The organism is Chryseobacterium indoltheticum (assembly GCF_003815915.1).
GTDB classification, from domain to species: Bacteria; Bacteroidota; Bacteroidia; order Flavobacteriales; family Weeksellaceae; genus Chryseobacterium; species Chryseobacterium indoltheticum.
Map to the genome: position 1 here is coordinate 277,774 of NZ_CP033929.1, position 26,019 is coordinate 303,792.

25 protein-coding genes are annotated in these 26,019 nt (G+C 32.6%); 5 read left to right on the forward strand and 20 right to left on the reverse strand.

All coding sequences use genetic code 11. From position 1 onward, the window contains the following. Positions 1 to 19: 19 nt before the first annotated feature. From dcd to EG358_RS01390, 8 genes are all read right to left on the reverse strand, one after another. A complete protein-coding gene (dcd, locus tag EG358_RS01355; protein WP_076561401.1) occupies positions 20 to 613 on the reverse strand; it encodes a dCTP deaminase in 594 nt (197 codons plus the stop codon). A gap of 3 nt (positions 614 to 616) precedes the next feature. Beyond that, the gene (locus tag EG358_RS01360) at positions 617 to 1,681 is read right to left on the reverse strand and encodes a hypothetical protein (protein ID WP_076561400.1); all 1,065 of its coding nucleotides are present in this window, start codon (positions 1,679 to 1,681) and stop codon (positions 617 to 619) included. Further along, complete coding sequence (locus EG358_RS01365; RefSeq protein WP_076561399.1) at positions 1,671 to 1,973, reverse strand: hypothetical protein; 303 nt, start codon at positions 1,971 to 1,973, stop codon at positions 1,671 to 1,673. Before EG358_RS01365 ends, EG358_RS01360 begins: the two co-directional genes overlap by 11 nt. 63 nt (positions 1,974 to 2,036) lie before the next feature. Next, positions 2,037 to 3,833 carry a translation elongation factor 4 gene (lepA, locus tag EG358_RS01370; protein ID WP_076561398.1) on the reverse strand — a complete coding sequence of 599 codons (1,797 nt, stop codon included), beginning with the start codon at positions 3,831 to 3,833 and terminating at the stop codon, positions 2,037 to 2,039. A 144-nt stretch (positions 3,834 to 3,977) separates the two neighbouring features. Beyond that, entirely contained in the window at positions 3,978 to 4,970 is a 993-nt protein-coding gene (locus EG358_RS01375) for a hypothetical protein (protein WP_123889988.1), read from the reverse strand. 118 nt (positions 4,971 to 5,088) lie between these two features. After that, positions 5,089 to 5,601: a hypothetical protein gene (locus tag EG358_RS01380; protein WP_076561396.1), complete on the reverse strand. Its 513-nt coding sequence runs from the start codon at positions 5,599 to 5,601 to the stop codon at positions 5,089 to 5,091. Positions 5,602 to 5,608: 7 nt separating this feature from the next. Then, positions 5,609 to 6,232: a hypothetical protein gene (locus EG358_RS01385; protein ID WP_228421389.1), complete on the reverse strand. Its 624-nt coding sequence runs from the start codon at positions 6,230 to 6,232 to the stop codon at positions 5,609 to 5,611. A gap of 18 nt (positions 6,233 to 6,250) precedes the next feature. Next, positions 6,251 to 6,802 carry an RNA polymerase sigma factor gene (locus EG358_RS01390; RefSeq protein ID WP_076561395.1) on the reverse strand — a complete coding sequence of 184 codons (552 nt, stop codon included), beginning with the start codon at positions 6,800 to 6,802 and terminating at the stop codon, positions 6,251 to 6,253. Between the two features lie 167 nt (positions 6,803 to 6,969). Between EG358_RS01390 and EG358_RS01395 the strand changes: the two genes are divergently transcribed. The 4 genes from EG358_RS01395 (at position 6,970) to porW (ending at position 11,546) form a co-directional block, all read left to right on the forward strand. Beyond that, on the forward strand, positions 6,970 to 7,719 hold the full coding sequence (locus tag EG358_RS01395) for a Rossmann-like and DUF2520 domain-containing protein (protein WP_076561394.1): 750 nt from the start codon (positions 6,970 to 6,972) through the stop codon (positions 7,717 to 7,719). Continuing rightward, on the forward strand, positions 7,709 to 8,227 hold the full coding sequence (locus EG358_RS01400) for a KdsC family phosphatase (protein WP_076561393.1): 519 nt from the start codon (positions 7,709 to 7,711) through the stop codon (positions 8,225 to 8,227). The genes EG358_RS01395 and EG358_RS01400 overlap by 11 nt, the downstream gene beginning before the upstream one ends. A 100-nt stretch (positions 8,228 to 8,327) precedes the next feature. After that, complete coding sequence (locus EG358_RS01405) at positions 8,328 to 8,897, forward strand: Maf family nucleotide pyrophosphatase (protein ID WP_076561392.1); 570 nt, start codon at positions 8,328 to 8,330, stop codon at positions 8,895 to 8,897. Positions 8,898 to 8,972: 75 nt separating this feature from the next. After that, positions 8,973 to 11,546: a type IX secretion system periplasmic lipoprotein PorW/SprE gene (porW, locus tag EG358_RS01410; RefSeq protein WP_115596392.1), complete on the forward strand. Its 2,574-nt coding sequence runs from the start codon at positions 8,973 to 8,975 to the stop codon at positions 11,544 to 11,546. A 12-nt stretch (positions 11,547 to 11,558) separates the two neighbouring features. On the opposite strand, the gene tsaB is transcribed toward porW, so the two are convergent. The 10 genes from tsaB to rpiB all read right to left on the reverse strand — a co-directional run bounded on the left by tsaB (position 11,559) and on the right by rpiB (position 20,102). Beyond that, positions 11,559 to 12,242, reverse strand: a complete 684-nt coding sequence (tsaB, locus tag EG358_RS01415) for a tRNA (adenosine(37)-N6)-threonylcarbamoyltransferase complex dimerization subunit type 1 TsaB (protein ID WP_076561391.1) — start codon at positions 12,240 to 12,242, stop codon at positions 11,559 to 11,561. A gap of 21 nt (positions 12,243 to 12,263) precedes the next feature. After that, positions 12,264 to 13,274 carry a virulence RhuM family protein gene (locus EG358_RS01420; RefSeq protein ID WP_076561390.1) on the reverse strand — a complete coding sequence of 337 codons (1,011 nt, stop codon included), beginning with the start codon at positions 13,272 to 13,274 and terminating at the stop codon, positions 12,264 to 12,266. 22 nt (positions 13,275 to 13,296) lie between these two features. Next, entirely contained in the window at positions 13,297 to 13,617 is a 321-nt protein-coding gene (locus tag EG358_RS01425; RefSeq protein ID WP_123889990.1) for a hypothetical protein, read from the reverse strand. 140 nt (positions 13,618 to 13,757) lie between these two features. After that, entirely contained in the window at positions 13,758 to 14,510 is a 753-nt protein-coding gene (locus EG358_RS01430; RefSeq protein WP_076561388.1) for an SDR family NAD(P)-dependent oxidoreductase, read from the reverse strand. Between the two features lie 85 nt (positions 14,511 to 14,595). Further along, positions 14,596 to 14,967 (reverse strand): YraN family protein, encoded by a 372-nt coding sequence (locus tag EG358_RS01435; protein ID WP_076561387.1) that lies wholly within the window; start codon positions 14,965 to 14,967, stop codon positions 14,596 to 14,598. Next, the gene (locus tag EG358_RS01440; protein ID WP_076561386.1) at positions 14,967 to 15,317 is read right to left on the reverse strand and encodes a DoxX family protein; all 351 of its coding nucleotides are present in this window, start codon (positions 15,315 to 15,317) and stop codon (positions 14,967 to 14,969) included. Before EG358_RS01440 ends, EG358_RS01435 begins: the two co-directional genes overlap by 1 nt. Further along, the gene (locus EG358_RS01445; protein WP_076561385.1) at positions 15,318 to 16,247 is read right to left on the reverse strand and encodes a S66 peptidase family protein; all 930 of its coding nucleotides are present in this window, start codon (positions 16,245 to 16,247) and stop codon (positions 15,318 to 15,320) included. It abuts the gene before it with no gap. Next, positions 16,244 to 16,930, reverse strand: coding sequence for a LysE family translocator (locus tag EG358_RS01450; protein WP_076561384.1), 687 nt, complete (start codon positions 16,928 to 16,930; stop codon positions 16,244 to 16,246). Before EG358_RS01450 ends, EG358_RS01445 begins: the two co-directional genes overlap by 4 nt. A gap of 149 nt (positions 16,931 to 17,079) precedes the next feature. Next, positions 17,080 to 19,230: a ribonuclease R gene (rnr, locus tag EG358_RS01455; RefSeq protein ID WP_076561383.1), complete on the reverse strand. Its 2,151-nt coding sequence runs from the start codon at positions 19,228 to 19,230 to the stop codon at positions 17,080 to 17,082. A gap of 437 nt (positions 19,231 to 19,667) precedes the next feature. Continuing rightward, a complete protein-coding gene (rpiB, locus tag EG358_RS01460) occupies positions 19,668 to 20,102 on the reverse strand; it encodes a ribose 5-phosphate isomerase B (protein WP_076561382.1) in 435 nt (144 codons plus the stop codon). A gap of 1,261 nt (positions 20,103 to 21,363) precedes the next feature. Here rpiB and EG358_RS01465 point away from each other — a divergent pair. After that, complete coding sequence (locus EG358_RS01465) at positions 21,364 to 22,554, forward strand: phosphoglycerate kinase (RefSeq protein ID WP_076561381.1); 1,191 nt, start codon at positions 21,364 to 21,366, stop codon at positions 22,552 to 22,554. 604 nt (positions 22,555 to 23,158) lie between these two features. Here EG358_RS01465 and EG358_RS01470 read toward each other — a convergent pair. Continuing rightward, positions 23,159 to 23,980, reverse strand: a complete 822-nt coding sequence (locus EG358_RS01470) for a class I SAM-dependent methyltransferase (protein WP_076561380.1) — start codon at positions 23,978 to 23,980, stop codon at positions 23,159 to 23,161. Between the two features lie 109 nt (positions 23,981 to 24,089). Further along, positions 24,090 to 25,952, reverse strand: a complete 1,863-nt coding sequence (gene mnmG, locus EG358_RS01475) for a tRNA uridine-5-carboxymethylaminomethyl(34) synthesis enzyme MnmG (protein ID WP_076561379.1) — start codon at positions 25,950 to 25,952, stop codon at positions 24,090 to 24,092. Between the last annotated feature and the right edge of the window lie 67 nt (positions 25,953 to 26,019).

The following is a 26,019-nucleotide window of genomic DNA, read 5'->3' on the forward strand; positions in this document are numbered from 1 at the left end:
CTTTTCCATTTGCGTAATTTTAAATATTCATCCCTATTAATTTTTCCAAATCCTCATCTTCATTAGCTTTGGAAGAAACTGGTCTAACTTGACATGCATATTTTCGTTCAGAGCTGAAGTATTCTGTATTCTCAGAGATTTTAAAAAATCTTGCTTGTAAAAACCTAGTTCCTGTTAAAATATTGAGACTTGTATTACCAGAATTAACAATTTCAACTGATAAACATCCACAATATCCTGGCTGAACTATCGTAGATATTGATAGTCCTAATCTACTATAAGAACTTCTTAGGTTTAGGACAGCATAAATATTTTTGGGTAGTTTAACATATTCAAGAGTTGAAAACAATGTTGGCTGTGATGGGTGAATCAAAAATTCTTCTCCTAATTTTCTTCTAGTTTCAGTGTAACTGCTTTTAATTGATCTAGTTATATTATTATTTTTTGTTGTATCAATAAAAGCATTTCTTCCTTGATGTTGTGTTAAAAAATCAGTTCCAATTCTAAAATCAAAACTAATTTCTCCAAATTGCTTTTCGTCTAAAATTGGAGTAATAATTAATTCTCTATTTTCTAAAAGCTTTTTCAATTCTTCTTTAACAATAAGACTCATAAATTAAAGATTTTGCCATTTAGATACTACTATATAATTAGAAATAGACTTTTCAACTAAGTTATTTATTATGTTATATCTTTGTTTTTTTGGAACTTTATTAAGTGTGTTTGTTTCTGAATTATTCCAAAAATCCCAGCCAAGCTTAAAAACTGAATGTAATTCATTTTCAGAATTAATTTGCTGCGGTATAAATTCATTAAAATCAGAACTATCTGCATCAAAAACGGTATGTCTAATTTCAATTTGTTGCTTTGACTGAGCAGCCAAAACTAAATTAAACTCATCAATTAAACCTATTTTTTCTCCGTTCAAAAATTTATCAACAAATTCCACTCTTTTTTTAGTAGCAGGATGTGTTGTAGAATCAAGTGTACCAGCCGAAATGTAATTTAAAAATAAATTAGAAGCATCATTTATATATTGCGAAGCAAAAACATCTGCAAAATATTCCATAGTATGATGATGCTCTTGTATTTCAGTATTGCTATAAATAGACTTGAAACCAAATTTTTTGAAAAATATATTTTGACTAATATTTAATTCAATGTCGATAAAATGCCCTAGTTCGTGATAAAGAACCACTATTGATAGATAATCCCTAGAAAGAACACGAGGTAAAACAATTTTTATTAGTCTTTTTGAAATTTTTAGACCATATAATTTTTCAATTGTATCATTCATTAACTTGAAAAATTCAACATTTTCACCCATGAAGTAAAAATCTAAATTTCTATTCGACAATGATGTTGCAATAATAAAATTATCATCGGAAATCCATTCACCTAAAACTTTTTCTAAACAAAATACAGTTTCAAAAGGAATAAGATTTAAAGTACTATTATCTAAAAATTCTAACGCACCGAAAATATAGTTTAAAATTTGGTAATGAATTCCTTGCAAATTATCATCGTATTTTTCTATATCAGCTTTTTTAATTGCATCAAATAGTAAATACAAATCTTCAAAATATTTTTCTTTCTTTTTATCTGAGTAAATATTTCCTTTACTTTTTGAAAAAACACCTTCCAGTTGCAACAATTGTAGCTCAATTGCTTTAACAGTCATAACAGTAATTTTTATTTAGTAATTCTATTATCTCTTTATAAACAGAATTATTAATTTCTTGGTTAATACTGGAAAGTTCATCTTTATAATGCATTAATAATGAAGTAATCAAAAAATAATGTTGCCTTTCTGCTGAATAAATATCTTTTTTATTTGCCGAAATTAATGCTGCTTCCTTGATCGCAGTATCCATTTGCTCTTTATACTCAGTATCACCGTTAATAATGTCAGACAAAATATTTATATAAAAAGGAGCCTGACTTTGTTTTGAGTCAATTTGTGCTAGATACATAATTCATTATTTTTATCAAAGTTAATAAAATAATTATACCAAAGTTTTTCTTTATTATCTTTTTTAATCATTCAGTTTCAAAACAGCCATAAATGCTGATTGCGGAACTTCTACTCTACCAATTTGCTTCATCTTTTTCTTACCTTCTTTCTGCTTTTCAAGAAGTTTTCTTTTTCTTGAAATATCACCACCGTAACATTTTGCGGTAACGTCTTTTCTTAAAGCTTTAATGGTTTCTCTTGCAATAACTTTCGCTCCCAAAGCAGCCTGAACAGCAATATCAAACTGTTGTCTCGGAATCAGTTCGCGCAATTTCTCACACATTTTTTTACCGATGTAATAAGCATTCGAATCGTGAATTAATGAAGATAAAGCATCTACCATATCCCCGTTGATCAGGATATCCATTTTTACCAGCTTAGAAGAACGCATTCCGATGGGTGAGTAATCGAATGAAGCATATCCTTTAGAAATAGATTTTAAACGATCATAAAAGTCAAAAACAACTTCTGCCAATGGCATATTGAAGGTCAATTCTACTCTATCGGCTGTCAAATAACTTTGGTTCACAATTTCACCCCTTTTCTCAATACACAACGTCATTACAGCTCCAACGAAATCAGATTTTGTAATGATAGAAGCTTTGATGTAAGGCTCTTCTACTCTGTCTAAAAGATTGGGATCAATCATTTCAGATGGGTTGTTGATTAAAATTGTAGTTTCAGGATCTTTTTTAGAATATCCGTGATACGAAACGTTGGGAACTGTCGTAATCACGTTCATATCAAATTCTCTTTCCAAACGTTCCTGAACGATCTCCATGTGAAGCATTCCCAAGAATCCGCATCGGAAACCGAAACCAAGCGCTGCTGAACTTTCAGGCTCGAAAACCAAAGAAGCATCATTTAGTCTTAATTTCTCCAATGAGAATCTCAATTCTTCAAAATCTTCAGATTCGATAGGATAAATTCCGGCAAAAACCATTGGTTTTACTTCTTCAAAACCGTCAATCGGCGCTTCGGCAGGATTCACAAAAGAGGTAATCGTATCACCAACTTTTACTTCACGAGCATCTTTAATTCCGGAAATAATATAGCCTACATCACCACATTCGATTGTTTTCTTCGGAAGCTGTTTTAGTTTCAAAGTTCCAACTTCATCAGCCCCGTACTCTTTTCCTGTAGCAAAAAATTTAATTTTCTCGTTTTTAGAAATACTTCCGTTGACTACTTTGAAATAAGCTTCAATTCCTCTGAAAGGATTATAAACTGAATCAAAGATCAATGCCTGAAGCGGCGCATTTGGGTCTCCAACCGGAGCAGGAATTCTTGCAACAATCTGTTCAAGCAAATCATGAACACCTTCACCTGTTTTTCCCGAAACACGAAGAACATCCTCATATTTACAGCCGATTAGTCCCATAATTTCGTCGGTAACTTCTTCAGGGTTCGCAGACGGAAGATCTATTTTATTTAGAATCGGAATAATTTCCAAATCATTTTCTAGAGCCAGATATAAATTACTAATCGTTTGTGCCTGAATACTTTGCGCTGCATCTACAATAAGAAGCGCACCTTCACAAGCTGCAATCGAACGCGAAACTTCGTAAGAAAAATCTACGTGTCCCGGAGTATCAATAAGATTTAAGATATATTTTTCGCCATTAAGCTCATAATCCATCTGGATGGCGTGAGATTTTATTGTAATCCCACGTTCTTTCTCCAAATCCATATCATCAAGCGTCTGAGATTGTAATTCTCTTTGAGTCACTGTGTTGGTATACTCCAAAAGACGGTCTGCCAAAGTAGATTTACCGTGGTCGATATGGGCGATTATGCAAAAATTTCGTATGTTTTTCATTTAAGAACTATGTAATTTGCAAAGATAACAATTTGAAAGAAATTTATCATTCTTAATTTTACAGGGAGAAAATTAATTTTATAAGACTGTTTTCGAAAGAAAAAAAGTTATTTTAAAATCTCAAATAACCTGAAACAACAATATTTAATCAAAAATATACGCTCCTGTTAAAGAATCTATATAGATTTTTTGCATCCTCGAAGATCGTGACTCTTTTGAATCAATTGCACCAGCAACTGCTCCACCCACAACTCCACCAATAAGACTTCCGGCAATCATACCTTCACTTACCTGCGTTGATAATGCGTTTTTGGAAGAGATTACAAAAAAGCCCTTTTCATCTTTTTTCATTTCAAGAAAACCAACCGGAGTTAAACGAAATGCTGTTCCGTTTTCAACATATCCGAAAAGTCTTTCCACAACAGGCCAGTTTTTAGCATTAATAAATCCTATTGCAGTTCCTTTCTTATTTTTATTTACAGCATATTCTTTGCTGGGTTCCTGCTTTAAAAAAGATATAAAATCAGGGTAAACACCGTCAGAAAGAGTTTCGCTATTTAATGATTTTATCTGTTTTAAAATTATTTCTTCATAATTTTTCAGTTCGTTTTCGTTTAAAGCAACATCTATCGTCGGATTAGAATAGGTTTCATTAATAATTTTACTTAAAATAAAACTCAGTTTGTTGGCTGTAAGTTTAGGAATATGCACATCATATTTGGGCTGAAAAGAAAATTTGTCGGAAAGTCTGCTCACGAAATAATATTTATCGCCTTTCTTAACGAAACTGGACAACTTAACATCAAGCTTTCCTAACGTAGATTTTTTAGTAGGTTCGTCGTAAGCTTTCAGAGTTTCAATGAGCAGTATAAAATCGGTATTTCCTAATTTTTTATTATCTGATAAAAACCATTCCTGAACAGCGTTTTCCATTTGATTATCTTTAAACTGAATTTCAAATGGTACATTTTGATGAGAGACTGATCCTATTTTTGGATCTTCCCGGTCATCAATAATGGTTAACGATTTCGCAGATTTACTCTTATCTTTTATATTTTGGGTAAGATGTACCAACTGTATTTTCTGTGCAGAAATCACAACTGAAAATAGTAAGAGAAAAAAAGTTTTGATCATCATTAAGTTTTTTTCAAAATTATAAATAAGATTTCAATTCTAAATTAATATTAACCAATTTAAAATTAAACGACCCTTACAATAAATTGCAAGAGTCGTCCAACATTAAAAAAATAAACTATTATGGAGTTTGCTTCGATTCTGAAGAATTTTTTTTCCCGCCGTGAGGTTTTCTTTCATTCATCTTATCTCTCATCATTCCCTCAGACTGAAAAAGCTTCAAGACTTTTTGACAAGGAATCACAGTCTGCATCTTCTCAGCATACTTTTTTCTGTTGTCGAATAATTTTTGCCCTACATCAAAACTTTTCTGAAGCTTTACTTTTGCTTCGTCTTCAGAAAGTTTTTCGGGATCAAAATTTGAATCGAACTGACTTTTTATCTTTTTCTGATTGTCTAAATATTCGTTGTACATCGCAGTAAATTCTGCTTTATCTTGTGGTGCAACGTCAAGCATATCAACAACCATATTATTTCTGAATTGTGTAAGAAGTGCTTTTCTTTCATCTGGAGAAAGATTGTTTATTACTTCTTTTCTCTGATCGGGATTCATTTTCTTCCAATCATACTCTTTGATTTGTGCATTCAGCCCAAAACTTGAGATAACAAAAAGTGTAAATAATATTTTTTTCATCTTTCTTCTAATTATATAAGTCTAAATAAACATCCTGACTAGAATTGTTTGCCAATTCTGCTATTTCCGAATTGGGAAGCGACTCTAAATATTCATTCATATGTACTTCATTAGCAGTTTTTACTGCTTTTTTGTTTTGTTTTTCTGAGTTTTTATTAACAACCTGCGAAACTATAGGCTTTATATCAATCTGTCTTTCAGTTCTTTGATTAGTATTTTCTACCGAAGTTAAATCTGAAGTTAGAGTTTCGTAGGCCAATTCGCTTTCTTTTTTAGGAGATGTTCTGTTATCTGCATAACCATTCACCGGATCTCCGTTTGCTGAAGAATCTGAATTTGATTGATATACAAATGTCGCTCCGAAAATCAGAGCCAAAGACGCTGCTGCTGCATATCCCCAATTTAATTTGAAAATCGGAGCTTTCTTATCCGCTTTTATTTCACTCAACACTCTGTCCTGAATGTTTTCAAACATCTTTTCAGGAACTTTGTAAATGTTTTTGCGTTCCAGTTTTTCTAGATCAAAATATTTCACTTGGCTCAACACTTTATCCTGAATGCTTTCAAACATATTGTCAGGCATTTTATAAATGTTTTTGCGTTCTAATTTTTCTAGATCAAAATCTTTCATGTCGTTGGTTCTCAAAAATTATCTCTCGTAATTCTCTTTGATATATTCTTCTATTTTCTGTTTGGCGTAATGATAATTTGTTTTTAATGTTCCTACCGACATATCAACAATTTTTGATATTTCTTCGTAAGGCAAATCATCATAATACCGCATCATAAATACCAGTTTCTGCTTTTCGGGCAGGCTTTGTATGGCTCGTTGCAAAAAGATTTGGATTTCTTCAGCATCACTGTGTGTATTATCGGCAACCAAATTCTGCATATAATATTCGGGATCTTCATCGGTTTTCTGCATTCGCTTCAGCTTATTGATTTGCTGTAATGCCTCATTCGTTGCAATTCTATACAGCCATGTATATAACTGACTGTCATTTTTGAACTGATGAAAATTCTGATATGCTTTTATAAATGTCTCCTGCAAAGTGTCCTGAGCAAGGTCTCCATCTACAATAATTCGTCTGATATGCCAATATAATCTACTCTGATAAGCATCCATCAACACCCGAAGACCTTTTTCAAGCGTTCGTGGGTTTTGCATCAGCGCAATAATCTCTGCGTCGTTAATCTTCATAAGATGCTTTCATTGTTTTGGATTACAAAAATATCTAAAAGTTAAATTACTTATTCAATTTTTAGTCCAATATATTAACTTTTAAAATTTATAGCAATAAATATTATTCTAAAATATTCACTTTTTTCAGCTTTCTTTTCAAAACTAAAAACTCTTATCTTTGTTTTATGCAAACAGTCATTATCGGCTCCGGGAATGTTGCCTATCATTTGGCAAAAGCCTTCATTCAAAATGGTATTTCTTTAGCCCAAATCTTTGGTAGAAATGAAAAGGAACTTCAGAAAATTTCTTCAGAATTAAATATTTCTTATTCAACTGAAAACCTGCAAGACGCAGATTTATACATTATTTGTGTAAGTGATAATTCTGTAGATGATGTGTCTAAAATTATTGCCAAAAAAGATTGTTTGGTTGCCCATACTTCAGGATCGCTTCCTAAAGAAATTTTGATAGGGCAGTACAGAAAATCAAGCTTTTACCCTTTGCAGACTTTTTCTAAAACTAAAAATTTAGATTATAAAAAAATTCCGTTTTTTATTGAAACAGAAAATGAAGAAGATCAAAGAATTTTAACTGATTTAGCTTCAAAAATTTCAGACAATGTAATGGAAAGTACTCATGAAAAAAGAAAATATATTCATCTGACTGCAGTTTTTGCCTGCAATTTTGTGAATCATCTTTTTGCAAGAGCTAAAGAAATTTCGGATGCACAGGAAATTCCTTTTGATTATTTTTTGCCACTGATTAACGAAACCGTTCAGAAAATTTCTGAAATAGAGCCCAAATCAGCACAAACCGGACCTGCCGTGAGAAACGATAAGAGAATTTTGGAATTGCATGAGCGGTTATTAAAAGATGAAAGTCTCGAAATTTATAAAACAATGAATCATTCTATTAAAAAAATGTATGAGTTATAAAGAGAAATTAAAAGATATAAAAGCATTTGTATTTGATGTAGATGGCGTGTTTACTGACGGAAGCGTTTATCTTATGCCAGGAGGAAACATGAGCCGTGTGATGAATGTTCTGGATGGATATGCTGTTGTAAAAGCATTAAAAAATGACTATCTGATAGGCGTTATTACAGGCGGAAACGATGAAATGGTAAGACACAGAATCAGTTATTTGGGCATTCAGGATTACTATGCAAAATCTCATGACAAAATGGTAGATTTTGAAGACTTTAAGGCTAAATATAATCTTAAAAATGAAGAAATTCTAACGATGGGGGATGACATTCCAGACTTTCATATCATGCAGAATTCTGCAATCGCAACTTGTCCTGAAAATGCCGTTCCCGAAATAAAAGGAATTGCAGATTATATTTCTCAAATAAAAGGCGGAAGCGGAGCAGTGCGTGATGTCATTGAGCAGGTGATGAAAGTTCAGGGAAAATGGCATGATGATAATACGCAATCCGTATAAGAAGATGAGAGAAAATAGATAAAAGACTTATAATCAAATATATTTTCTCATTAAATAAAATATCATTTACCATTAATCGTTTATTATTTTTAAAATACTGATGAAAATACTTTTAGCATCACAATCTCCAAGAAGGAAAGAATTACTTTCAAGTTTAGGTTTTGATTTTGAGGTCGTGAAAATTGATTGTGAAGAAATTTTACCAGACCATATAAAAATAGAAGACGCTGCAGCTTATTTATCTGAATTAAAAGCAAATGCATTCGGAAACATTCAAAATAATGAAGTTTTGTTGACTGCAGATACGGTCGTTGCCAATGAAAATCAGTTTCTTGGAAAGCCAAAAGATGAAACCGAGGCAAAAAAGATGCTTCAGTCATTATCAGGAAAAACTCATCAGGTGTATACCGGAATTACCATTAAAACTTCAGATAAAAGCATCACACAGACTGATGTTGCTGATGTAGAATTTGATAAAATTTCAGATCAGGAAATTGATTTTTATATTAAAAAATATAGACCATTCGACAAAGCAGGGGCGTACGGAATACAAGAATGGCTTGGAATGGCAAAAATCAAAAAAATAAACGGAAGTTTTTATACCATTATGGGGCTTCCCACTCATTTAGTTTATAAAAGATTACAAGAATTATCACCGTTTTCAAAATAAGATTTTTATTATTATTTTTACAAAATCACCAAACTGCTGATAATAAAAAGTAAATTAGCGAGTTATATTGAAATAATGAAAAAAAATATAGTCTTTCTTTTAGCAGCGATTATCGTTGTTTCCTGTGGCACGAAAGTGAAAAAACCGGAAGCAAGGTCAAAGTTTTTAAAAGGATTTTCAACATATTACAATACCCTGTTTAATGCAAAAGATGCCTTAAATAGTGAGTTTACAGAGAGAGACAAAGCTCATAAAGATAATTTTTATGCGCCATATATTCCTATACTAACGTACGAGGAGCAACCGTTGGGAAGTGATTTGGGACAATCTTCAGCTTTTGCAGAAAATTCTATGAAAATGGCAGAAGTAAACCGACCGCAACAAAATGCAAGAAACGCTCCCGGAATGCCATCAAATGGTCCCGGAATGCCTGGAATGCCCGGAAATACGTCTCAAGATCCTAATAATCCGGAAGGAAATAAAGGAGCATCCGTTTTAGAAATTGCAGAAGCTAAGGCTTTAAAAGCAATTAATAAATATTCTGTCATCAGAAAAGGAGAGGAGCAAAATAAAACTATTTTTGATGCCTACATAATTCTGGCTCAATCTAGAATTTATCAGGGAAAAGCGATCAAAGCTTTGGATGCCTTAAACTATGTTTTCACTCACATGAAAGAAGACAAAAGACTTCCATTAGCCCATATTTACGAAGCTTTAGCCTATTCACAAATTAAAAATTATCATAAATCCGAAGAAATTTTCAATAAGCTCAGAAATGAAAAATTAAGCAAAGATCATGATAAACTTTTGAGTATTTATTATGCTGAATCGCTTTTGGATGCAGGTAAAAAAGAAGAATCTATAAAAGAATTAGACCGCGCTTTTGAACTGAACGGAAACAGAAAACTAAAAAGCAGAATTGCCTTTTTGAGAGGACAAATCTTACAGGAAACAGGAAAACAGGATCTGGCAAGAGAAAGCTTTTTATCTGCCTATAAATATGCCAATGATTTTGAATTTGAAGTGAAATCGCAGATCGAAATTGCAAAAACATTCAACGGAAAAGGAAATTATGAAGGCGCTAAAGATTATCTCGAAAAAATAAGTAAAAAAGGGACTTACGGATCACGAAAGAATGAATTCTATTATGCTTTAGGGCTAATGGCTAACAAAGCCGGTAAGAAAAAAGAAGCGCAGGAGTTTTTCAGAAAATCACTGCTTGAAAAAGTTTCTGACGGACAGGTGAGAGGTTTGGCTTATTATGAGATCGGTAAAGATTATCTTGACAAAAATGATTACATCGGCGCAGGAGCTTATTATGATTCTGCATTGGTTTCTATGACGTATGAACCTTCGAGAATTTTGCTGCAGGATCAGTCTAGTTACATTAAAAAAATCTCAAAAAATTACTATTTAATTAAAAGAAATGACAGTGTACTTTCTTTAGCAAAAATGTCTGATGCACAAAAGACAGATTATTTTGCAAAATATATTGAGAAACTAAAAATTAAAGAAGAAAAAGAAGAGCAGGAAAGGAGGCGTGCAGAGAGAAGCAAAGGTTTTGATACCGGAGATTACAATGCCAATTCTCTTTTTGCTAACAGTTCAAATTCCTTCGAAGATTTTGGGGTTTCGGCAAAAGGTTTTTATTTCGGTAATACAGGTACAGTAAGTAAAGGTACATCAACGTTTAAACAAGTTTGGGGCGACCGTGCTTTGGTCGACAACTGGCGTTATTCTAAAAAAATGACTTCTCTGGAAGACATGAAAAATGAAGCTTTAGGAGTGACTTCAGTGCCAAATCCGAGACGTTTTGAGCCTTCATTTTATATAGAGCAAATTCCTTCAGATGCCGGAAAATTATCTCAGTTGAAAAAAGATAGAGACACCGCTTCATTGGGACTTGGGGTAATGTATCAGAATTATTTTACCAATACACCTTTAGCAACAAAAACGCTTTATGATTTGGTAGATGTAAAACCGGAAGAGAAAGTGATGCTTCAGGCTTTATATGAAATTTTCGCAATGAATTATGAGAAAAATCCACAAATTGCAGCCAGAGCAAAACAGATTTTACTGACCGATTATCCTTATACTTCCTATGCAGAATTCGCAAGAAATCCTAAAAATAATAATTTTGTAAAATCTTCTGAAGAGGTTGAAAACGAATACAAAATGGCCTTTGCATTGTATGAATCTGAAAAATTTGCAGAAAGTCAGGGCAAAATAGAGCAGGTGGTTCTCAAATACCCTAAAGATGCTTTAGTCCCAAAACTTAATCTTTTAAATGCTTTCAATGCCGGAAAAACTGGTGGAAAAGAAGTGATGATTCTACAACTTGAACAAATAGTGTTGAATTATGCCAAAACTCCTGAAGGAATTAAAGCTAAAGAAATGCTGAATTATCTGAAAAGTGATATTGCCTTCCAGGCAACCGATAATAAAGGAAATAAGATGCCAGATAATCCTTTTAACGGACCGGGACAGCCAAGTAATATTCAATCTCAAAATAGTAATATTGCACCGAATAATACGGTTAATCAGATGAACAATAACCCACCAAAGAATAACAATATTCTGAAAAAACCAGGGAATAACACGATGCAAAAGCTTCAGGCTCCGGTTGAAGCAAAACCAATGACTAAATAAAAAAAGCGAAGATTATTCTTCGCTTTTACTTTTTTTCTTCACTCCGTGAAAATCTTTCAGATAAAAAGGCTCGAAATAAGCAATGTCTTCAAAATCTTCATTCTTTATTTTTTCTAAAGTTTTCTTTATCAAATGCTGAGCAGAAGGGTATATGTCTGTATTGAATTCTGCGTTTAGGAGCTTTAATATTTCTTTTGCCTTTAATGCTCCGTCGCCCACGAAAAGTACTTTTTTGTCTTTCAGTTCTTCAAAAGAAGTTTCATCTAAAATTTTAGCTTCGGTAGGAATAAGCTCTTCCCCCGAAATACCATCGTAAACAGCGGTATAAACCTCCATTCGTCTTGCATCGACTAAAGGGATAATCATTTCATAGTTTTGCCCTACAAAAGGCTCTATCATACTTTCCATTGAATTAACGGCAATTAAAGGAATTTTAAGTCCGTAACAAAAGCCTTTTGCTGAAGCAGCACCGATTCTCAAACCGGTATAAGAACCCGGACCTTTTCCTAAAGAAACCGCTTCAATATCTTTCATTGACAAGTTGGCGCCTTCCAAAGCCCATTCTACAAACGTGTGAAGACTTTCTGACTGTTTATAATTTTCTGAAATTTCTTCTGTAGAACACAGCAGTTTTTCACCATCTGAAATGGCTACCGAACAGTTCTTTGAGGAAGTTTCGAGATATAATATTTTCATTTTAAATTAATTTTATAAGTTTTATAACTTATCTTTTTTACCTAATTTTTTAATTTCCTTATCAAAATCAGAAATTATTTTCTGAGTCTTATTGAAAGTTTCATATTCAGAAACTGCTTTTTTATCAGCTGCAATTTTCGCAATTTTTCCTTTTCCTTCCAAGATTTTATACTCGTTAAACTCTAAAAATCTATTGACACTTTTGGCCAAAGATTCCATTGTAAAAGTATTTTCTCTCTCAATTAAACCTTCGATATAATCAAAGTAACCTGTAACAGTTCTTTCCAATTGTTGAATTTCTTTTTCAGATAGATAGTTTTTGGCAACAATAACATCAGATTTTAAAATTCTTCCGTCCGGAGAATGTTTCCAATTCATCAAACCCATATTCTCTTCTCTACTGTCGACATTTTGATAAATAATTTCTGCCGCAGTTTTACCGGTTATCGCAAAATGAAATTTATTCTGAATTATTGCATAAAAATTCTTTGTGATATCTGAATTTCTATCATAATCAATACTGCATTCAGCAAAAATATCTGTGATTTTCTGATAAACTCTTCTCTCACTTGCCCGAATAGAGCGAATTCGCTGAAGAAGTTCTTTAAAATAATCTTTACCAAATACATTTTGTCCTTGCTTCAGTCGTTCATCATCAATTACAAAACCTTTGATAATAAACTCTTTCAAAGTTTGGGTCGCCCAAATTCTAAATTGTGTTGCTTTTGATGAATTTACACGATAACCGACAGAAATAATAGCATCTAGATTGTAGTATTCAAGGTTTCTAGCAACATTTCTTTCTCCTTCAATTTGAACTGTTCGGAATTCCCGAACAGTTGCATCTCTACTTAATTCTTCTGTATTAAAAATGTTTGTGAGATGCTCACTAACTGTCGATTTAGCTACACCAAATAAAGTAGCAATCGCCTTTTGCGTAAGCCAAAGTGTTTCGTTTTGCAAAAAAACATCAACCCTAACTTTTTCATTAGGTGTATCGTAGATTAAAAACTTTTGAATTTCTTCGTCCATTGTGTTGATATTCTGTGCAAATTTATGGCTTTATTTCCACACTTTGCCGGCTCCACAATTTCCAGGCAGATTTCTTTTTAAGCCAGATTTCAAATAAAGCAAGTTTCATTTCAAAATCCTGATTTTTGTAAAGACCTGCAACTTTTACACTTCTTCGAATGCTTACCGTATTTTTAAACTGTTTTAATTCTGAAATTTCAAGTTGTATGATTTCTTTATAACTGACTTTTTTTGATGTAAAATCTTTCTTAAAATCATCCAAATTTTGAATCCAGCCATTGGAATGTCCGAATGAAACGTCTGAACAAAACAAATCAACAATTTGAACATCATTTTTCATCATCAAAGAATCAAGCTTTTTTACTTGTAATAAAACAGCTTTCTCATCTTTTGAATAATTTTGAGAAAATCCAAAAACAAAGCAAAACAAAAATAGAATAGGGAAGAACCTCATTTTAAAATTCTCAAATTAATCAATTTCAATTATCCTTTTCTATAAATCGTCCTCGGCTCGCTCTGTGCGCTTGGATAAATCGTCATATCAGAAACCGTTACGTGTTGCGGAGCATTGATACAATAGGCAATTGCATCAGCAATATCTTCAGCTTTTAAAGCCTCGTAACCTACATAAACTGTTGCTGCTCTTTCCTGATCACCTTTAAATCTAATTAGTGAGAAATCAGTTTCTACAGCACCAGGCTGAATATTCGTTACCCTGATTCCGAATTCTGTAAGCTCGATTCTCATTCCTTCAGAAATAACATCGACTGCTTTTTTGGTAGCGCAATATACAACACCATTCGCATAGGTTTGTCTCGCTGCAACCGAACTGATATTAATGATTTGTCCGGAATTTCTTTCCTTCATCATCGGAATAAGCGTTTTAGAAACGTATAAAAGACCTTTTACATTACCATCAATCATAGAATCCCAATCGTCTGTACTTCCTGCTGAAAGAGGCTCTAAACCATGCGCATTTCCGGCGTTATTAATTAATACATCAACCTTTTTCCATTCTTCCGGAAGCGATTCGATGGCAGTTTCAACTTCTTCAAGATTTCTAACATCAAATTTTAAACTAAAAACTTCTGTTAAAGCCGATAATTCTGTCTTTACAGACTCCAGAACTTCTGGCCGTCTTCCACAGATAATGATTCTGTTTCTTTGTTTTGCTAAAAGTTCAGCGGTAGATTTTCCTATTCCGGAAGTCGCTCCGGTGATGAGTATTGTTTTCATAAAAAAATTTCATTTTTTAAATGTATCGATGTCCCAGTTTACCAATGATTGTTACATTGTTAAATTATTAGATTGCTACATTACTTTAGTTTGCATCAAATGCTTCAAAAGCATCGGTAATATGTTCTATAATTAAGTTTCCTTTTTCGTCGGGAAGTACAGAAATAATATCAAATCTTACTTCCTGATCTTTATTAAATTCTTCCATAAAATGATTGGCTGCAGTAACGATAAGCTTGATTTTACCTTTCGTAACCGCTTCCTGAGGCAGAATGAAAAAATCAGTTGACCTCGCTTTTACTTCGATCACAATAATTAAGTTGTCTTTTTCAGCAATAATATCGATCTCAGCTTTTTGATAACGGAAGTTTCTCACAAGAATTTTATAGCCGTTTTTCTGTAAAAACTGAACCGCTAAATCTTCTGCTTTCTTGCCAAAATCGTTGTGTGATGCCATTATTTTCTAAATTGGTAAGCCCACCAGATTAATACAACCTGTAAAGGAAGCCTTAAAACAGTCAACCAAAAATATTTGTGATGAATTTGATAAAACTTTTTCGCCATCTCAATATTCGCCGGAAAAACTGCTATCAATAGAGCAATACAAAGATAAGCTCCCAGCTTTTGTGTTTCGGGAAAGAGGAGGAGGATTCCACATAAAATTTCTACTGCACCGCTGATGTAAACCATTTGCATATGATAAGGAATATAATCAGGCATTATTTTCATGAAAAAATGCGGTTTTACAAAGTGTAAAATTCCGGCAACAATCAGAAAAAATGCAAGTACAAATTTTGAGTGGAACATTTATTTTTTAAAATTTAAAGACGTTTTTTCTCCAATCTTTAAAGAAACTTTGCTGCCAATAATCAGCGGTCGGTTATCCTTAATGTGACCATTTGGAAAATCAAAAACAACTGGGAAGTTATACTTTGAAATTCTGTCTGAAATAAGTTTGTTTGCAAATTCATCAAAACTTTCTTCGTATTGTTTGTTGTCTTTTTCATCGCCCATATTGGTCATTCCACCCACTATCAAACCTTTTATTTTTGTAAAAACTCCGGCTAATTCAAGGCTCATCATCATTCTGTCGAGTGCGTAAAAATTTTCGCCAATATCTTCGATGAATAATATTTTATCTTTAAAATCAAAAGAATATTTGGTTCCTAAAAGAGCATAAATTAGCGCTAAATTACCTCCAATTAATTCTCCTTCAATATTTCCTTTCTTATTAAACTGACTTGATTCTAAGCTGTACTTCGGTGATTTTCCTTTTAAAATATCAAAAATAAGATCATAACTTTCTTCAGTAACTCCGAAGCTTGATGTTTTAATGGTTTGTGCGTGAATAGAAGCAAAACCTTTTTTCATCAAAAAACTTTGTATCACGGTATTATCAGAATAGCCAATGTACCATTTCGGGTTTTTGCTAAATTCTTTTAAATTTAAACCATGAAGTAAATGTTGACAGCCATAACCGCCTCTTGAAGCCCAGACTGCAGAAATTTCGTTGTCATTTAAAGCCCAATTTATGTCTTTCAATCTTTGGTCTTCGGTGCCTGCGTAATTGTATCCGTTTGAAAATTTTGTATAAAGATGTTCCCCTAAAATAGGTTCAAAACCTTTAGATTTGATCATTTCAATTCCTTTTTCCAATTGAGTTGGCTCAACTGAGCCTGCAGGAGAAATAATGGCAATTTTATCACCTTTTTTGATTGACTTTGGGAATATTTTCATCGATCTGTTTTGTATTTGAGTTCCTTTTTTTCGGCTTCTTCAAGTCGTTTATCAAACTGATTAAACATTTTGAAGCTTTGAAGGAAAATGAAAAAACTGAAAATAATCAGCACAACTCCCACACCTTTTCTAATGTTGTTTGCTAATCGCTGAGTAAGTTTATAATGAAATTGTTTTGCCAGAAAAATTTTAGCCAAATCAATTAAAAGATAGGTTGCAATGACGATGGCCAGATAAAGAATGAGCGTTTCTGTATCGGGATATTGATTGCGGACTCCAATTACTGTTACTAACCAGAAAAGTATTACTCCGACATTCAAAAGGTTCAGTAAAAAACCGTTAATGAATGTTTTGAAATAATTCTGGCTTATTATTTTTTCTTCTCCAGGCAGATGCATTTTGGTTTTTGTCACCATCATGATAATTCCATATGCGAGAATAAGGATGGATGTAATTCTGTAAAATCCGGGATGCTTATCGATAAGCTGTACAATATCGGCGCTTGCATAGTAAGCTGCAATGATACATAATAGATCAGCCGTAATTACGCCTAAATCTAGTGCCAATGCGTGTTTCGGGCCTCTTGTAAAGCTGGTTTCTATCAAGAGAAAAAAAATAGGACCTATGAAAACTAAGCTCAGCATGAAGCCCAGACCAATGGCCGAAAATACAAGTTCAAACATTTAAATTTGTTTCTATCCCAAATTTAAAAATTATATTTCTATTTGTCTGCAAAAATGAGTTTTTTAAGCCTGAATTGTTTCATAAAGACTTTTTTAACCAAAAAAGACTGCCACAATTGGGCAGTCTTTCGTATAATTTTTTTTAATTCTTATTCAACAATTTTAAAATCGAGTTGTTTCTGAATCAAATTAGCTTTTACCACTTTAATCTGAACATTATCACCCAATTGATATCTGTTTCCGGTACGAGATCCGTACACTGCGTGTGTCGCTTTGTCGTAAGTATAAGAATCATCCATCAAATCGCGAAGCTTAATTAAACCTTCTGCACCGTTTTCAGGAATTTCTACCCAGAAACCAAATTCTGCAACTCCGGAAATAACTCCTGTGAAAGTTTCTCCTAAATGTTTTTCCATGAATTTTACCTGCATAAATTTGATAGAATCTCTTTCTGCATCGGCTGCCAAACGCTCCATTGCACTGCAGTGTTTTGCCTTTTCTTCCAGCTCATTTCTGTCGGGAGATTTGCCTCCGTCTAAATAATGCTGCAACAATCTGTGCGCCAGCAAATCGGGATAACGACGAATAGGAGAGGTGAAGTGCGAATAATAATCAAATCCTAAGCCGTAGTGACCGATAGGATCTGTAGAATAAACGGCTTTACTCATACTTCGCATCGCCAAGGTTTCGATCATATTTTCTTCGCCTTTTCCTTTTACATCTTTCAGTAAAGTATTTAAAGATTCTGCTACTTTTTTGGTATTGGCAAGATCCATTTTATATCCAAAAGTAGAAACGAAATCTCTTAAAGCTTCCAGTTTTGCAGGATCCGGATCATCGTGAATTCTGTAGATGAATGTATTATTATTTGGCTGACCTTTTTTCAACGAAACAAATTCTGAAACTTTTTTATTGGCCAGCAACATAAACTCCTCGATCAGGTGATTAGAATCTTTACTGATTTTAAAATAAACTCCAATCGGCTGATTATTTTCATCTAAATTAAATCGAACCTCACTTCTGTCAAATGTAATTGCACCGTTTTTGATACGAGCTGCACGCATGATCTTAGCCAGACCATCTAAAACATTGATCTCTTCCTGCAAATCGCCTTCTTTGGTCTCAATTCTTTCCTGAGCTTCTTCATAGGTGAATCTTCTGTCAGAGTGAATGACCGTTCTTCCAAACCATTCTTTTTGGATCTCTGCTTTGTCATTCAATTCAAAAACGGCAGAAAAAGTATATTTATCTTCATTCGGACGAAGCGAACAAACATCATTACTCAAAACTTCCGGAAGCATCGGTACAACACGGTCTACCAGGTAAACAGAAGTCGCTCTTTCGTACGCTTCATCATCCAAAATAGTTCCCGGAACCACATAATGTGAAACATCAGCAATGTGAACACCGACTTCCCAATTTCCGTTTTCAAGCTTGCGCATCGATAAGGCATCATCAAAATCTTTTGCATCTTTCGGGTCAATGGTAAACGTTAAAACATCACGCATATCCCAACGTTTTGCAGCTTCTTCATCAGTTATTGTTCGGTCTATTTTATCGGCATCTCTTTCCACTTCTTCAGGGAATTCGTAAGGTAAACCGTATTCTGCAAGAATAGAGTGAATCTCCGTTTCATGATCTCCGGGATTTCCTAAAACCTGTAAAATTTCACCTTCAGGATTTTTGTCTCCCGCTTTCCATTCGGTCATTTTTACAACGACTTTATTACCGTTTTCTGCACCGTTTATTTTTCCTTTCGGAATAAAAATATCAGTGTTAATGGTTTTTTTATCGCAAACTACAAATCCGAATTCTTTATGTGGAACCAATTGAAAAGTACCTACAAATTCTGATCTTTTTCTCTCCAGAACTTCTAAAACAGAGCCTTCTAATTTTTTACCTTTAAAATTATAGGTAACAATTAAAACTTTATCACCCTGCAAAGCGTCTTTCACATTTTTTGAATGAATAAAGACATCATCTTTAAGATTTTCTACGGTAACATAAGCATTTCCGCTTTGGTTGAAATCTATCGTTCCCGTTAAAGTACCTTCGATATTAAGATTGATGCTGTATTTTCCTTTTTCGGTTTCTTTAATTCTTTGGCTTGACAAAAGTTTGTGCAAAGCCTGTATAACCATCTCACGCTGTCTTGGATTTTTATGATCTATTCCGTCTGAGATTTGTTTGTAATTGTAGATTTTAGTTTGATTTTGATTCATAAATTTCATGATCAATCTTCCGATTTCCATTAATTTGTGATCATTTTTCTGACTTATATATTTTTTCTTTTTTGGCATTTTTAAATTTTATTTTTAATATAATTATCATTTTTTTGATAATTGTTTTTGTGTTTGGTAATAATTATTGATATTATTTTGAAGTACAATTCTTACTCCAAATTACTCTACAATTCCTCGATTTTTACTTTTTGTGAAATTTTGGTTTATTCTTATTTTCAGAAACAAATAATATGGAATACTTTTCTCGCATAAATGAATACATCGCTTTAAGTGTGCGTTATTTCTTTATATAAAATTAAGTACAGCGCAGAACTAAATTTGCATAAATTTAAAACAAATATGGAGAAGAATTGTGAAAAATTTTCTGATAATCTCATTAAAACTATCTGAAACTTCATAGGAATCAACAGTTGAGTAATTGCTGTCGGACGATGCAAATATATAAAATAAAAAATAAATAAGGCTTGTAATTTGATTTACAAGCCTTTATCAATTTAGCAGAATGCAATTTTGTCTACTCTGTTTTGGTGTCTTCCTCCTTCAAATTCTGTATTCAAAAAAGTTTTTACAATTTCCAAAGCATATTCTTTAGCTACAAATCTTGCAGGTAATGCAACCATATTTGCATTATTATGTTGTTTAGATAAAGCCGCAATTTCAGGCATCCAACAAAGTGCACAACGAATTCCCTGGTGTTTGTTAGCAGAAAGCTGTACGCCTTGTCCACTTCCGCATACCAAAATTCCTAGTTCATTTTCTCCATTTTCAACAGAAGAAGCTGCAGGATGTACAAAATCGGGATAATCTACACTTTCAAGAGAATGAGTTCCAAAATCCTGAATTTCATAATCATCTTTTAACTGCTGTTTCAAATATTCTTTATACTCAAAACCCGCGTGATCTCCGGCGATAGCAATTTTTCTTTTCATTTTTACTTTATTTATTATACTTTATTTATATCTGCAGCATTAAATCTTTGGCAAAGTTACATTAAATCAGAATTTAATCATATTTGTTTAGTAGGTTTATATGAGAATTCCAATGAGGAAACATAATTATTAATCTAGATATACCGATAAATAGCTTCCATTTTTATCTTTCATTTATTCAAATTTGATTAGTTTTTTCAGTAAATTGACGTTATAAAAATGTACAAAGGACTTGCAATAGATTTAACATAACTTTTCAATTCACCTAAATATTTAGTTTAAATTTTACTTGATAGGAATTGAACTACTTATATTAATCAACATTTCTATACAATCACTATTTCATCCGTAAAAGCAAAATATTTGTCTTTTTTCAGCATATTAATTTTCTATAACTAAGTCTGCAATCGTATTCTGTTAACTTACTTTTTAAAGCAAATAGTAATACAGTTACTTCCTCCAAATCTTTCATAATGATAAATATTTCTTTTGCGTTACATCTCCTCAGAACAAACTTTTAACAAGTCAACGAATAAAAATAGATTTCTATGTATATAATGTTTGAGAGGGTTGTAGTATAGTATTATTCTTCTAAAGCAGTTACTAACAACAATTGTAAAATTCAATATATTGATTTTCAATATCATCCTAATTCTAACTTTGTCATTTTCCAACATTTTTAATAATTGTTAATTAAATTCTAACAAAATGTTAAAAGCACTGTGAATAACTGTGGAAAACTTCGCCGAACATAATGTTTTTTTCTTGCGAAAAATGTTGTAATGAAAGTAACCTCCTAATTATTGAGCAAAAATTTTTAAAAACTTTCTTCAGACTATTCTTTAGTTTTTCCATAATTCAGTTATTAAGAATTGCGATCGTGGAAAAGTTATCAATATTTGTTAGTAAGTACCCGAAAAATCAGATTTACAGCATTTTAATTTGTGAATTAAATATGAATTATCAAAAAAATACATGTTATCAACTTTTAGGTTTAAAGTTATCCCCGTTACTAACAATACTCAACAACAGTACTCATTCTTTCTTTTAAAAAAAAAGTGAATAATGTTGATTGGTGGGTGAGAGCTTTGTTCAGAATTTTTTGAAAACTTTTGAAAGATTCGATTTTTTGCGAGACTTTAAAATCTTACATTTGTGAAACAAAATTTCAAAAGAAATGATGAAATCGGTCTGAGCTTTGAAAATTCAAAATTTTAATTGAGTAAAACGATTTCATCGGACAAAAAATATAGATTTAGGTATGAAAACAATTAATGATTTCAATTTTAAAGACAAGAAAGCTCTGGTAAGAGTAGATTTTAATGTTCCGCAGGACGATCAGTTGAAAGTAACTGATAATACCAGAATTGTTGCTGTAAAACCTACAGTTGATAAAATTCTTAAAGATGGCGGTTCCGTGATTTTAATGGCTCACTTGGGAAGACCGAAAGGAGAAGTGAAAGATGAGTTTTCTTTAAAACATATTGTAGATGAAGTATCTAATGTATTGGGTAAGGAAGTAAAATTTGTTGATGAATGTGTAGGAGAGAAAGCTGAGCAAGCTGCTTCTGAGCTGAACGCCGGAGAAATTCTTTTATTAGAGAATTTGCGTTTTCATAATGAGGAAGAAAAGGGTGATGAAGCTTTTGCTGAAAAGCTTTCTAAGTTAGGTGATGCTTATGTGAATGATGCATTTGGTACTGCTCACAGAGCACATGCTTCAACGGCTGTTATCGCTAAATTTTTTACGTCAACTAAATTTTTCGGTTTACTTATGGCTAAAGAGCTTCAGGCAATCGATCGAGTTTTAAAAAGTGGTGAAAAGCCTATTACAGCTATACTTGGAGGATCTAAAGTTTCAACTAAAATTACCATTATAGAAAATATTCTACCTGCAGTTGATAATTTAATTATTGGTGGAGGTATGGCTTTTACTTTCATTAAAGCTCTTGGCGGTAAAATTGGTACTTCATTAGTAGAAGAAGATAAATTACCTTTGGCTCTGGAAATTTTAGGAAAAGCAAAAGAACATAATGTAAAAGTATATCTTCCTTCAGATACCATTATTGCTGAAAGTTTCAGTAATGATGCTGATAAAAAAGAAGTTGATATCTACGAAATTCCTGAAGGATGGATGGGATTGGATGCTGGTCCGAAATCAAGAGATCAATTCAATGATGTTTTATTAAATTCCAGAACAATTCTTTGGAACGGCCCGATCGGAGTTTTTGAAATGTCTAATTTTTCAGCTGGGACTATAGCTTTAGGTGATAGTATTGCAGAAGCTACAAAATTAGGTGCTTTCTCTTTAGTTGGAGGTGGAGATAGCGTGGCTTTTGTTAAACAATTCGGTTATGGTGAAAAAGTTAGTTACGTTTCTACCGGCGGTGGGGCAATGCTAGAAAGTTTAGAAGGATTGGAACTTCCTGGAGTTGCTGCTATCAATAACTAAACAATAAAAATATATTGAAAGTCTGCTAAATATTAGCAGACTTTTTTCTTAATTCAGTTAAATACTCTTGATTTCTCTGTTATATAAATATTTTTAGCTGTTTGATTTGTATAGGAGATAATTTCCTTCAAAGTTTTAATACTTTCCCTATCTGTTATATTGTATTCTTATCAATTAAAAATAATACAGGCGATTCTCAGAGCCTTTATTTTAAATTACAGATATACTTACTTTCTTAAATTTTTTTAATCTCTCCCAAAAATGAAAATAATAATATTTGTATAATTTTTTACTTTTATTTTTCTATTCCTTTTACTGCATAATTCTTAATCAAAAAAAATATAAGGGATTCTCATGCGGTTAGTTTAGTTCTAAACATATTTTCTTTTTGTACTGAAAAATAGCAATACTAACATTTAACTAATATTTTTTATTATTATAATCTTTTTTAAAAGTCAGATTTAGAATAGAAAATATAACTACAAGTCAGAGTGGGGTAGTATCAGATAAAATTAAAAAAACTCGAAATTTTGTTTCGAGTTTTTTAATTTTTTTGTAAAAATGGTAAAAATTGACCTTTAGAAATAGGGCAAAAATCGATTTTCTACTTTTTTTCGATAATGTAGATCATACTTGAAAATTCGTTTGAAAAAAGGGCTTTTACGTTAGAAATCGTTCCGTAGAGCAATGCTTTTAGCCAAAATAAGGGTGATTTTTTATACTTTTCGCTCAACATTGAGATGTAGTAAGAATCCAAAACCAAAGGTTTGATTTTTCTTATTCTCCAATTTGGTTTCTTTGCAATAAGATTTTCCATTCCATTTTTAGAGAAATGAAAGATGTGTCTTGGCACATCATACGCTGCCCAAAATTCCTTATAATGTTTTGCATCGTACGAAGTAGGATTGGGAACGGCAATAATAAGTAAACCTTTTTCTTTTAATTTTTTATTGAAAATTTCAAGCATCTCATCTTGATTTTCCACGTGCTCGAATACATGCCAAAGTGTAATTGCGTCTAGACTGTAATCTTTAATCGCATTGATATCATCTACAATTGTAGCTTTTGAAATTTTATTATTGACAGCTTTTCTAGCATCTGAATTAGGTTCAAATCCGAAAGTTATAAAATCGTTTTCTATATATTTTACAAATTCTCCGGCGCCACATCCATAATCTAATACTCTTGAATTCTTCTCGATTCTATCTAAGAGAATTGTTTTTTTGTACTGTAAATTGAAAGACTGCAAAAATTTATAAAGCTTTTCTTTCAAACTTCCCGAATCCTGATGATGAGAAATATAATCTTCACTTTCGTAATATTTAGAAATATTGGATGGAATAGGGGTAGTTTTAAAAACACCTTTCGTTTCTGTTTCTTTAATTTCAAATATTTCCTGAGAAAGAAAATGATCTTTTATTTTCATTGAATTTTTGTTTTAAATTAAAAATTAAGATTCATCAACTTAAATAAGTTCACAAATACCTTAATTTTTGACTTTATTTCGTCTATGTTTCACGTGAAACATTACCTGTTTAACGTCCTAAATAGACCAGTAAAACGTTTATATCGGCGGGTGAAACACCGCTTATTCTTCCAGCTTGAGCTACGGTTTTTGGTCTTACATTATTCATTTTCTGCTTTGCTTCGGCAGATAAACTTGATATTTTTAGGTAATCAAAATCTTCAGGAATCTTTACATTTTCTAATCGATTCAGCTTCGCAACGTTCTCTTTTTCTTTTTCTATATAGCCTTTGTACTTTATATTTACTTCTGCCTGCTCTCTTACTTCATCACTATATTTTGAGGAAACTTCTTTAATTGCATCAATTTCTTCAAGTTTTTCAAGAGTGATATTCGGTCTTGTAAGGAATTGTGACGCTCTGTAAGCCTGATCTACTGGGTTACTTTCAATACTTTCAAGAATAGGATTGATGATTCCCGGCTTTAAAGATGTTTCTCGTAAAAAGGTTTCAAGTTCCTGACTTTTAGCTATTTTCTCTTCAACTCTTGTTAATCTTTCTTCTTTTGCCAGACCTAATTGATATGCTTTTTCAGTAAGTCTAATATCCGCATTATCCTGTCTTAGAAGAAGTCTATATTCAGCTCTTGAAGTAAACATTCTATAAGGTTCTTCAGTGCCTTTGGTGATCAGATCATCGATTAAAACGCCAATATACGCTTCGTCTCTATTAAGAATAAACTCATCTTTTTCATGAACTTTATTATGAGCATTTATACCAGCCATTAAGCCTTGTCCAGCAGCTTCTTCATAACCGGTTGTACCATTTATTTGTCCAGCGAAGTATAAATTATCTACCAATTTTGTTTCTAAAGTATGCTTTAATTGAGTAGGAGGGAAGTAGTCATATTCAATAGCATAGCCTGGTCTGAATACTTTTACATTTTCAAATCCTGGAATATGTTTCATCGCTTTAATCTGAACATCCTCTGGAAGAGACGAACTAAAGCCGTTTACGTAGATTTCAACAGTTTTCCAGCCTTCAGGTTCTACAAAGAGTTGATGTCTGTTTCTTTCAGCAAAACGATTAATTTTATCTTCAATACTTGGGCAGTATCTTGGACCTAAACTTTGAATTGTACCGTTAAACATCGGGCTTCTATCGAATCCTTCACGTAAAATATCGTGAACAGCTTTGTTTGTATATACGATGTGACAGCTTAATTGTTTGGTTAACTTCGGAGTATCTAAATAGCTGAATTTTTGAGGATTTTGATCTCCTTTTTGTTCTTCCATTTTTGAGTAATCAAGGCTTCTTCCATCTACTCTTGGTGGAGTACCAGTTTTCATTCTTCCAGCTTCAAAGCCTAAAGAAACTAACTGTTCTGTGATTCCAAAAGCTCTTGGTTCTCCCATTCTGCCGCCTCCCAATTGCTTGTCACCAACATGGATTAATCCATTAAGGAAAGTACCGTTGGTTAAGACAACAGATTTTGATCTAATTTCAATTCCTAATGAAGTTACAACACCAACTGCTTTATTATTTTCTATGATTAAACTCTTTACCATATCCTGAAAGAAATCAAGATTTGGAGTGTTTTCCAGAGCATAACGCCATTCTTCTGCGAAAAGCATTCTATCATTCTGTGTTCTAGGAGACCACATTGCGGGACCTTTTGAAAGATTGAGCATCTTAAATTGAATTGCCGATTTGTCAGCAATAATTCCCGAATATCCTCCCATCGCGTCGATTTCTCTTACGATCTGTCCTTTGGCAATTCCTCCCATTGCCGGGTTGCAGCTCATTTGTCCAATGGTCTGCATATTCATTGTAACCAATAAAGTTTTTGAACCCAAATTGGCAGCAGCAGCAGCAGCTTCACAACCTGCGTGACCTGCACCTACTACAATTACATCATATATTTCTGAAATCATTTTTTTATTGCTTATTTTTAAGCTTTAAATTTTAATCTTTTGTCTAAATGTTTCACGTGAAACATTA

Coding starts and splice junctions, on each gene's coding strand:
- dcd (WP_076561401.1), bottom strand. CDS start 613: ATGAGTCTTATTGTTAAAGAAGAATTGAAAAAGCTTTTAGAAAATAGA.
- EG358_RS01360 (WP_076561400.1), bottom strand. CDS start 1,681: ATGACTGTTAAAGCAATTGAGCTACAATTGTTGCAACTGGAAGGTGTT.
- EG358_RS01365 (WP_076561399.1), bottom strand. CDS start 1,973: ATGTATCTAGCACAAATTGACTCAAAACAAAGTCAGGCTCCTTTTTAT.
- lepA (WP_076561398.1), bottom strand. CDS start 3,833: ATGAAAAACATACGAAATTTTTGCATAATCGCCCATATCGACCACGGT.
- EG358_RS01375 (WP_123889988.1), bottom strand. CDS start 4,970: ATGATGATCAAAACTTTTTTTCTCTTACTATTTTCAGTTGTGATTTCT.
- EG358_RS01380 (WP_076561396.1), bottom strand. CDS start 5,601: ATGAAAAAAATATTATTTACACTTTTTGTTATCTCAAGTTTTGGGCTG.
- EG358_RS01385 (WP_228421389.1), bottom strand. CDS start 6,232: ATGAAAGATTTTGATCTAGAAAAATTAGAACGCAAAAACATTTATAAA.
- EG358_RS01390 (WP_076561395.1), bottom strand. CDS start 6,802: ATGAAGATTAACGACGCAGAGATTATTGCGCTGATGCAAAACCCACGA.
- EG358_RS01395 (WP_076561394.1), top strand. CDS start 6,970: ATGCAAACAGTCATTATCGGCTCCGGGAATGTTGCCTATCATTTGGCA.
- EG358_RS01400 (WP_076561393.1), top strand. CDS start 7,709: ATGAGTTATAAAGAGAAATTAAAAGATATAAAAGCATTTGTATTTGAT.
- EG358_RS01405 (WP_076561392.1), top strand. CDS start 8,328: ATGAAAATACTTTTAGCATCACAATCTCCAAGAAGGAAAGAATTACTT.
- porW (WP_115596392.1), top strand. CDS start 8,973: ATGAAAAAAAATATAGTCTTTCTTTTAGCAGCGATTATCGTTGTTTCC.
- tsaB (WP_076561391.1), bottom strand. CDS start 12,242: ATGAAAATATTATATCTCGAAACTTCCTCAAAGAACTGTTCGGTAGCC.
- EG358_RS01420 (WP_076561390.1), bottom strand. CDS start 13,274: ATGGACGAAGAAATTCAAAAGTTTTTAATCTACGATACACCTAATGAA.
- EG358_RS01425 (WP_123889990.1), bottom strand. CDS start 13,617: ATGATGAAAAATGATGTTCAAATTGTTGATTTGTTTTGTTCAGACGTT.
- EG358_RS01430 (WP_076561388.1), bottom strand. CDS start 14,510: ATGAAAACAATACTCATCACCGGAGCGACTTCCGGAATAGGAAAATCT.
- EG358_RS01435 (WP_076561387.1), bottom strand. CDS start 14,967: ATGGCATCACACAACGATTTTGGCAAGAAAGCAGAAGATTTAGCGGTT.
- EG358_RS01440 (WP_076561386.1), bottom strand. CDS start 15,317: ATGTTCCACTCAAAATTTGTACTTGCATTTTTTCTGATTGTTGCCGGA.
- EG358_RS01445 (WP_076561385.1), bottom strand. CDS start 16,247: ATGAAAATATTCCCAAAGTCAATCAAAAAAGGTGATAAAATTGCCATT.
- EG358_RS01450 (WP_076561384.1), bottom strand. CDS start 16,930: ATGTTTGAACTTGTATTTTCGGCCATTGGTCTGGGCTTCATGCTGAGC.
- rnr (WP_076561383.1), bottom strand. CDS start 19,230: ATGCCAAAAAAGAAAAAATATATAAGTCAGAAAAATGATCACAAATTA.
- rpiB (WP_076561382.1), bottom strand. CDS start 20,102: ATGAAAAGAAAAATTGCTATCGCCGGAGATCACGCGGGTTTTGAGTAT.
- EG358_RS01465 (WP_076561381.1), top strand. CDS start 21,364: ATGAAAACAATTAATGATTTCAATTTTAAAGACAAGAAAGCTCTGGTA.
- EG358_RS01470 (WP_076561380.1), bottom strand. CDS start 23,980: ATGAAAATAAAAGATCATTTTCTTTCTCAGGAAATATTTGAAATTAAA.
- mnmG (WP_076561379.1), bottom strand. CDS start 25,952: ATGATTTCAGAAATATATGATGTAATTGTAGTAGGTGCAGGTCACGCA.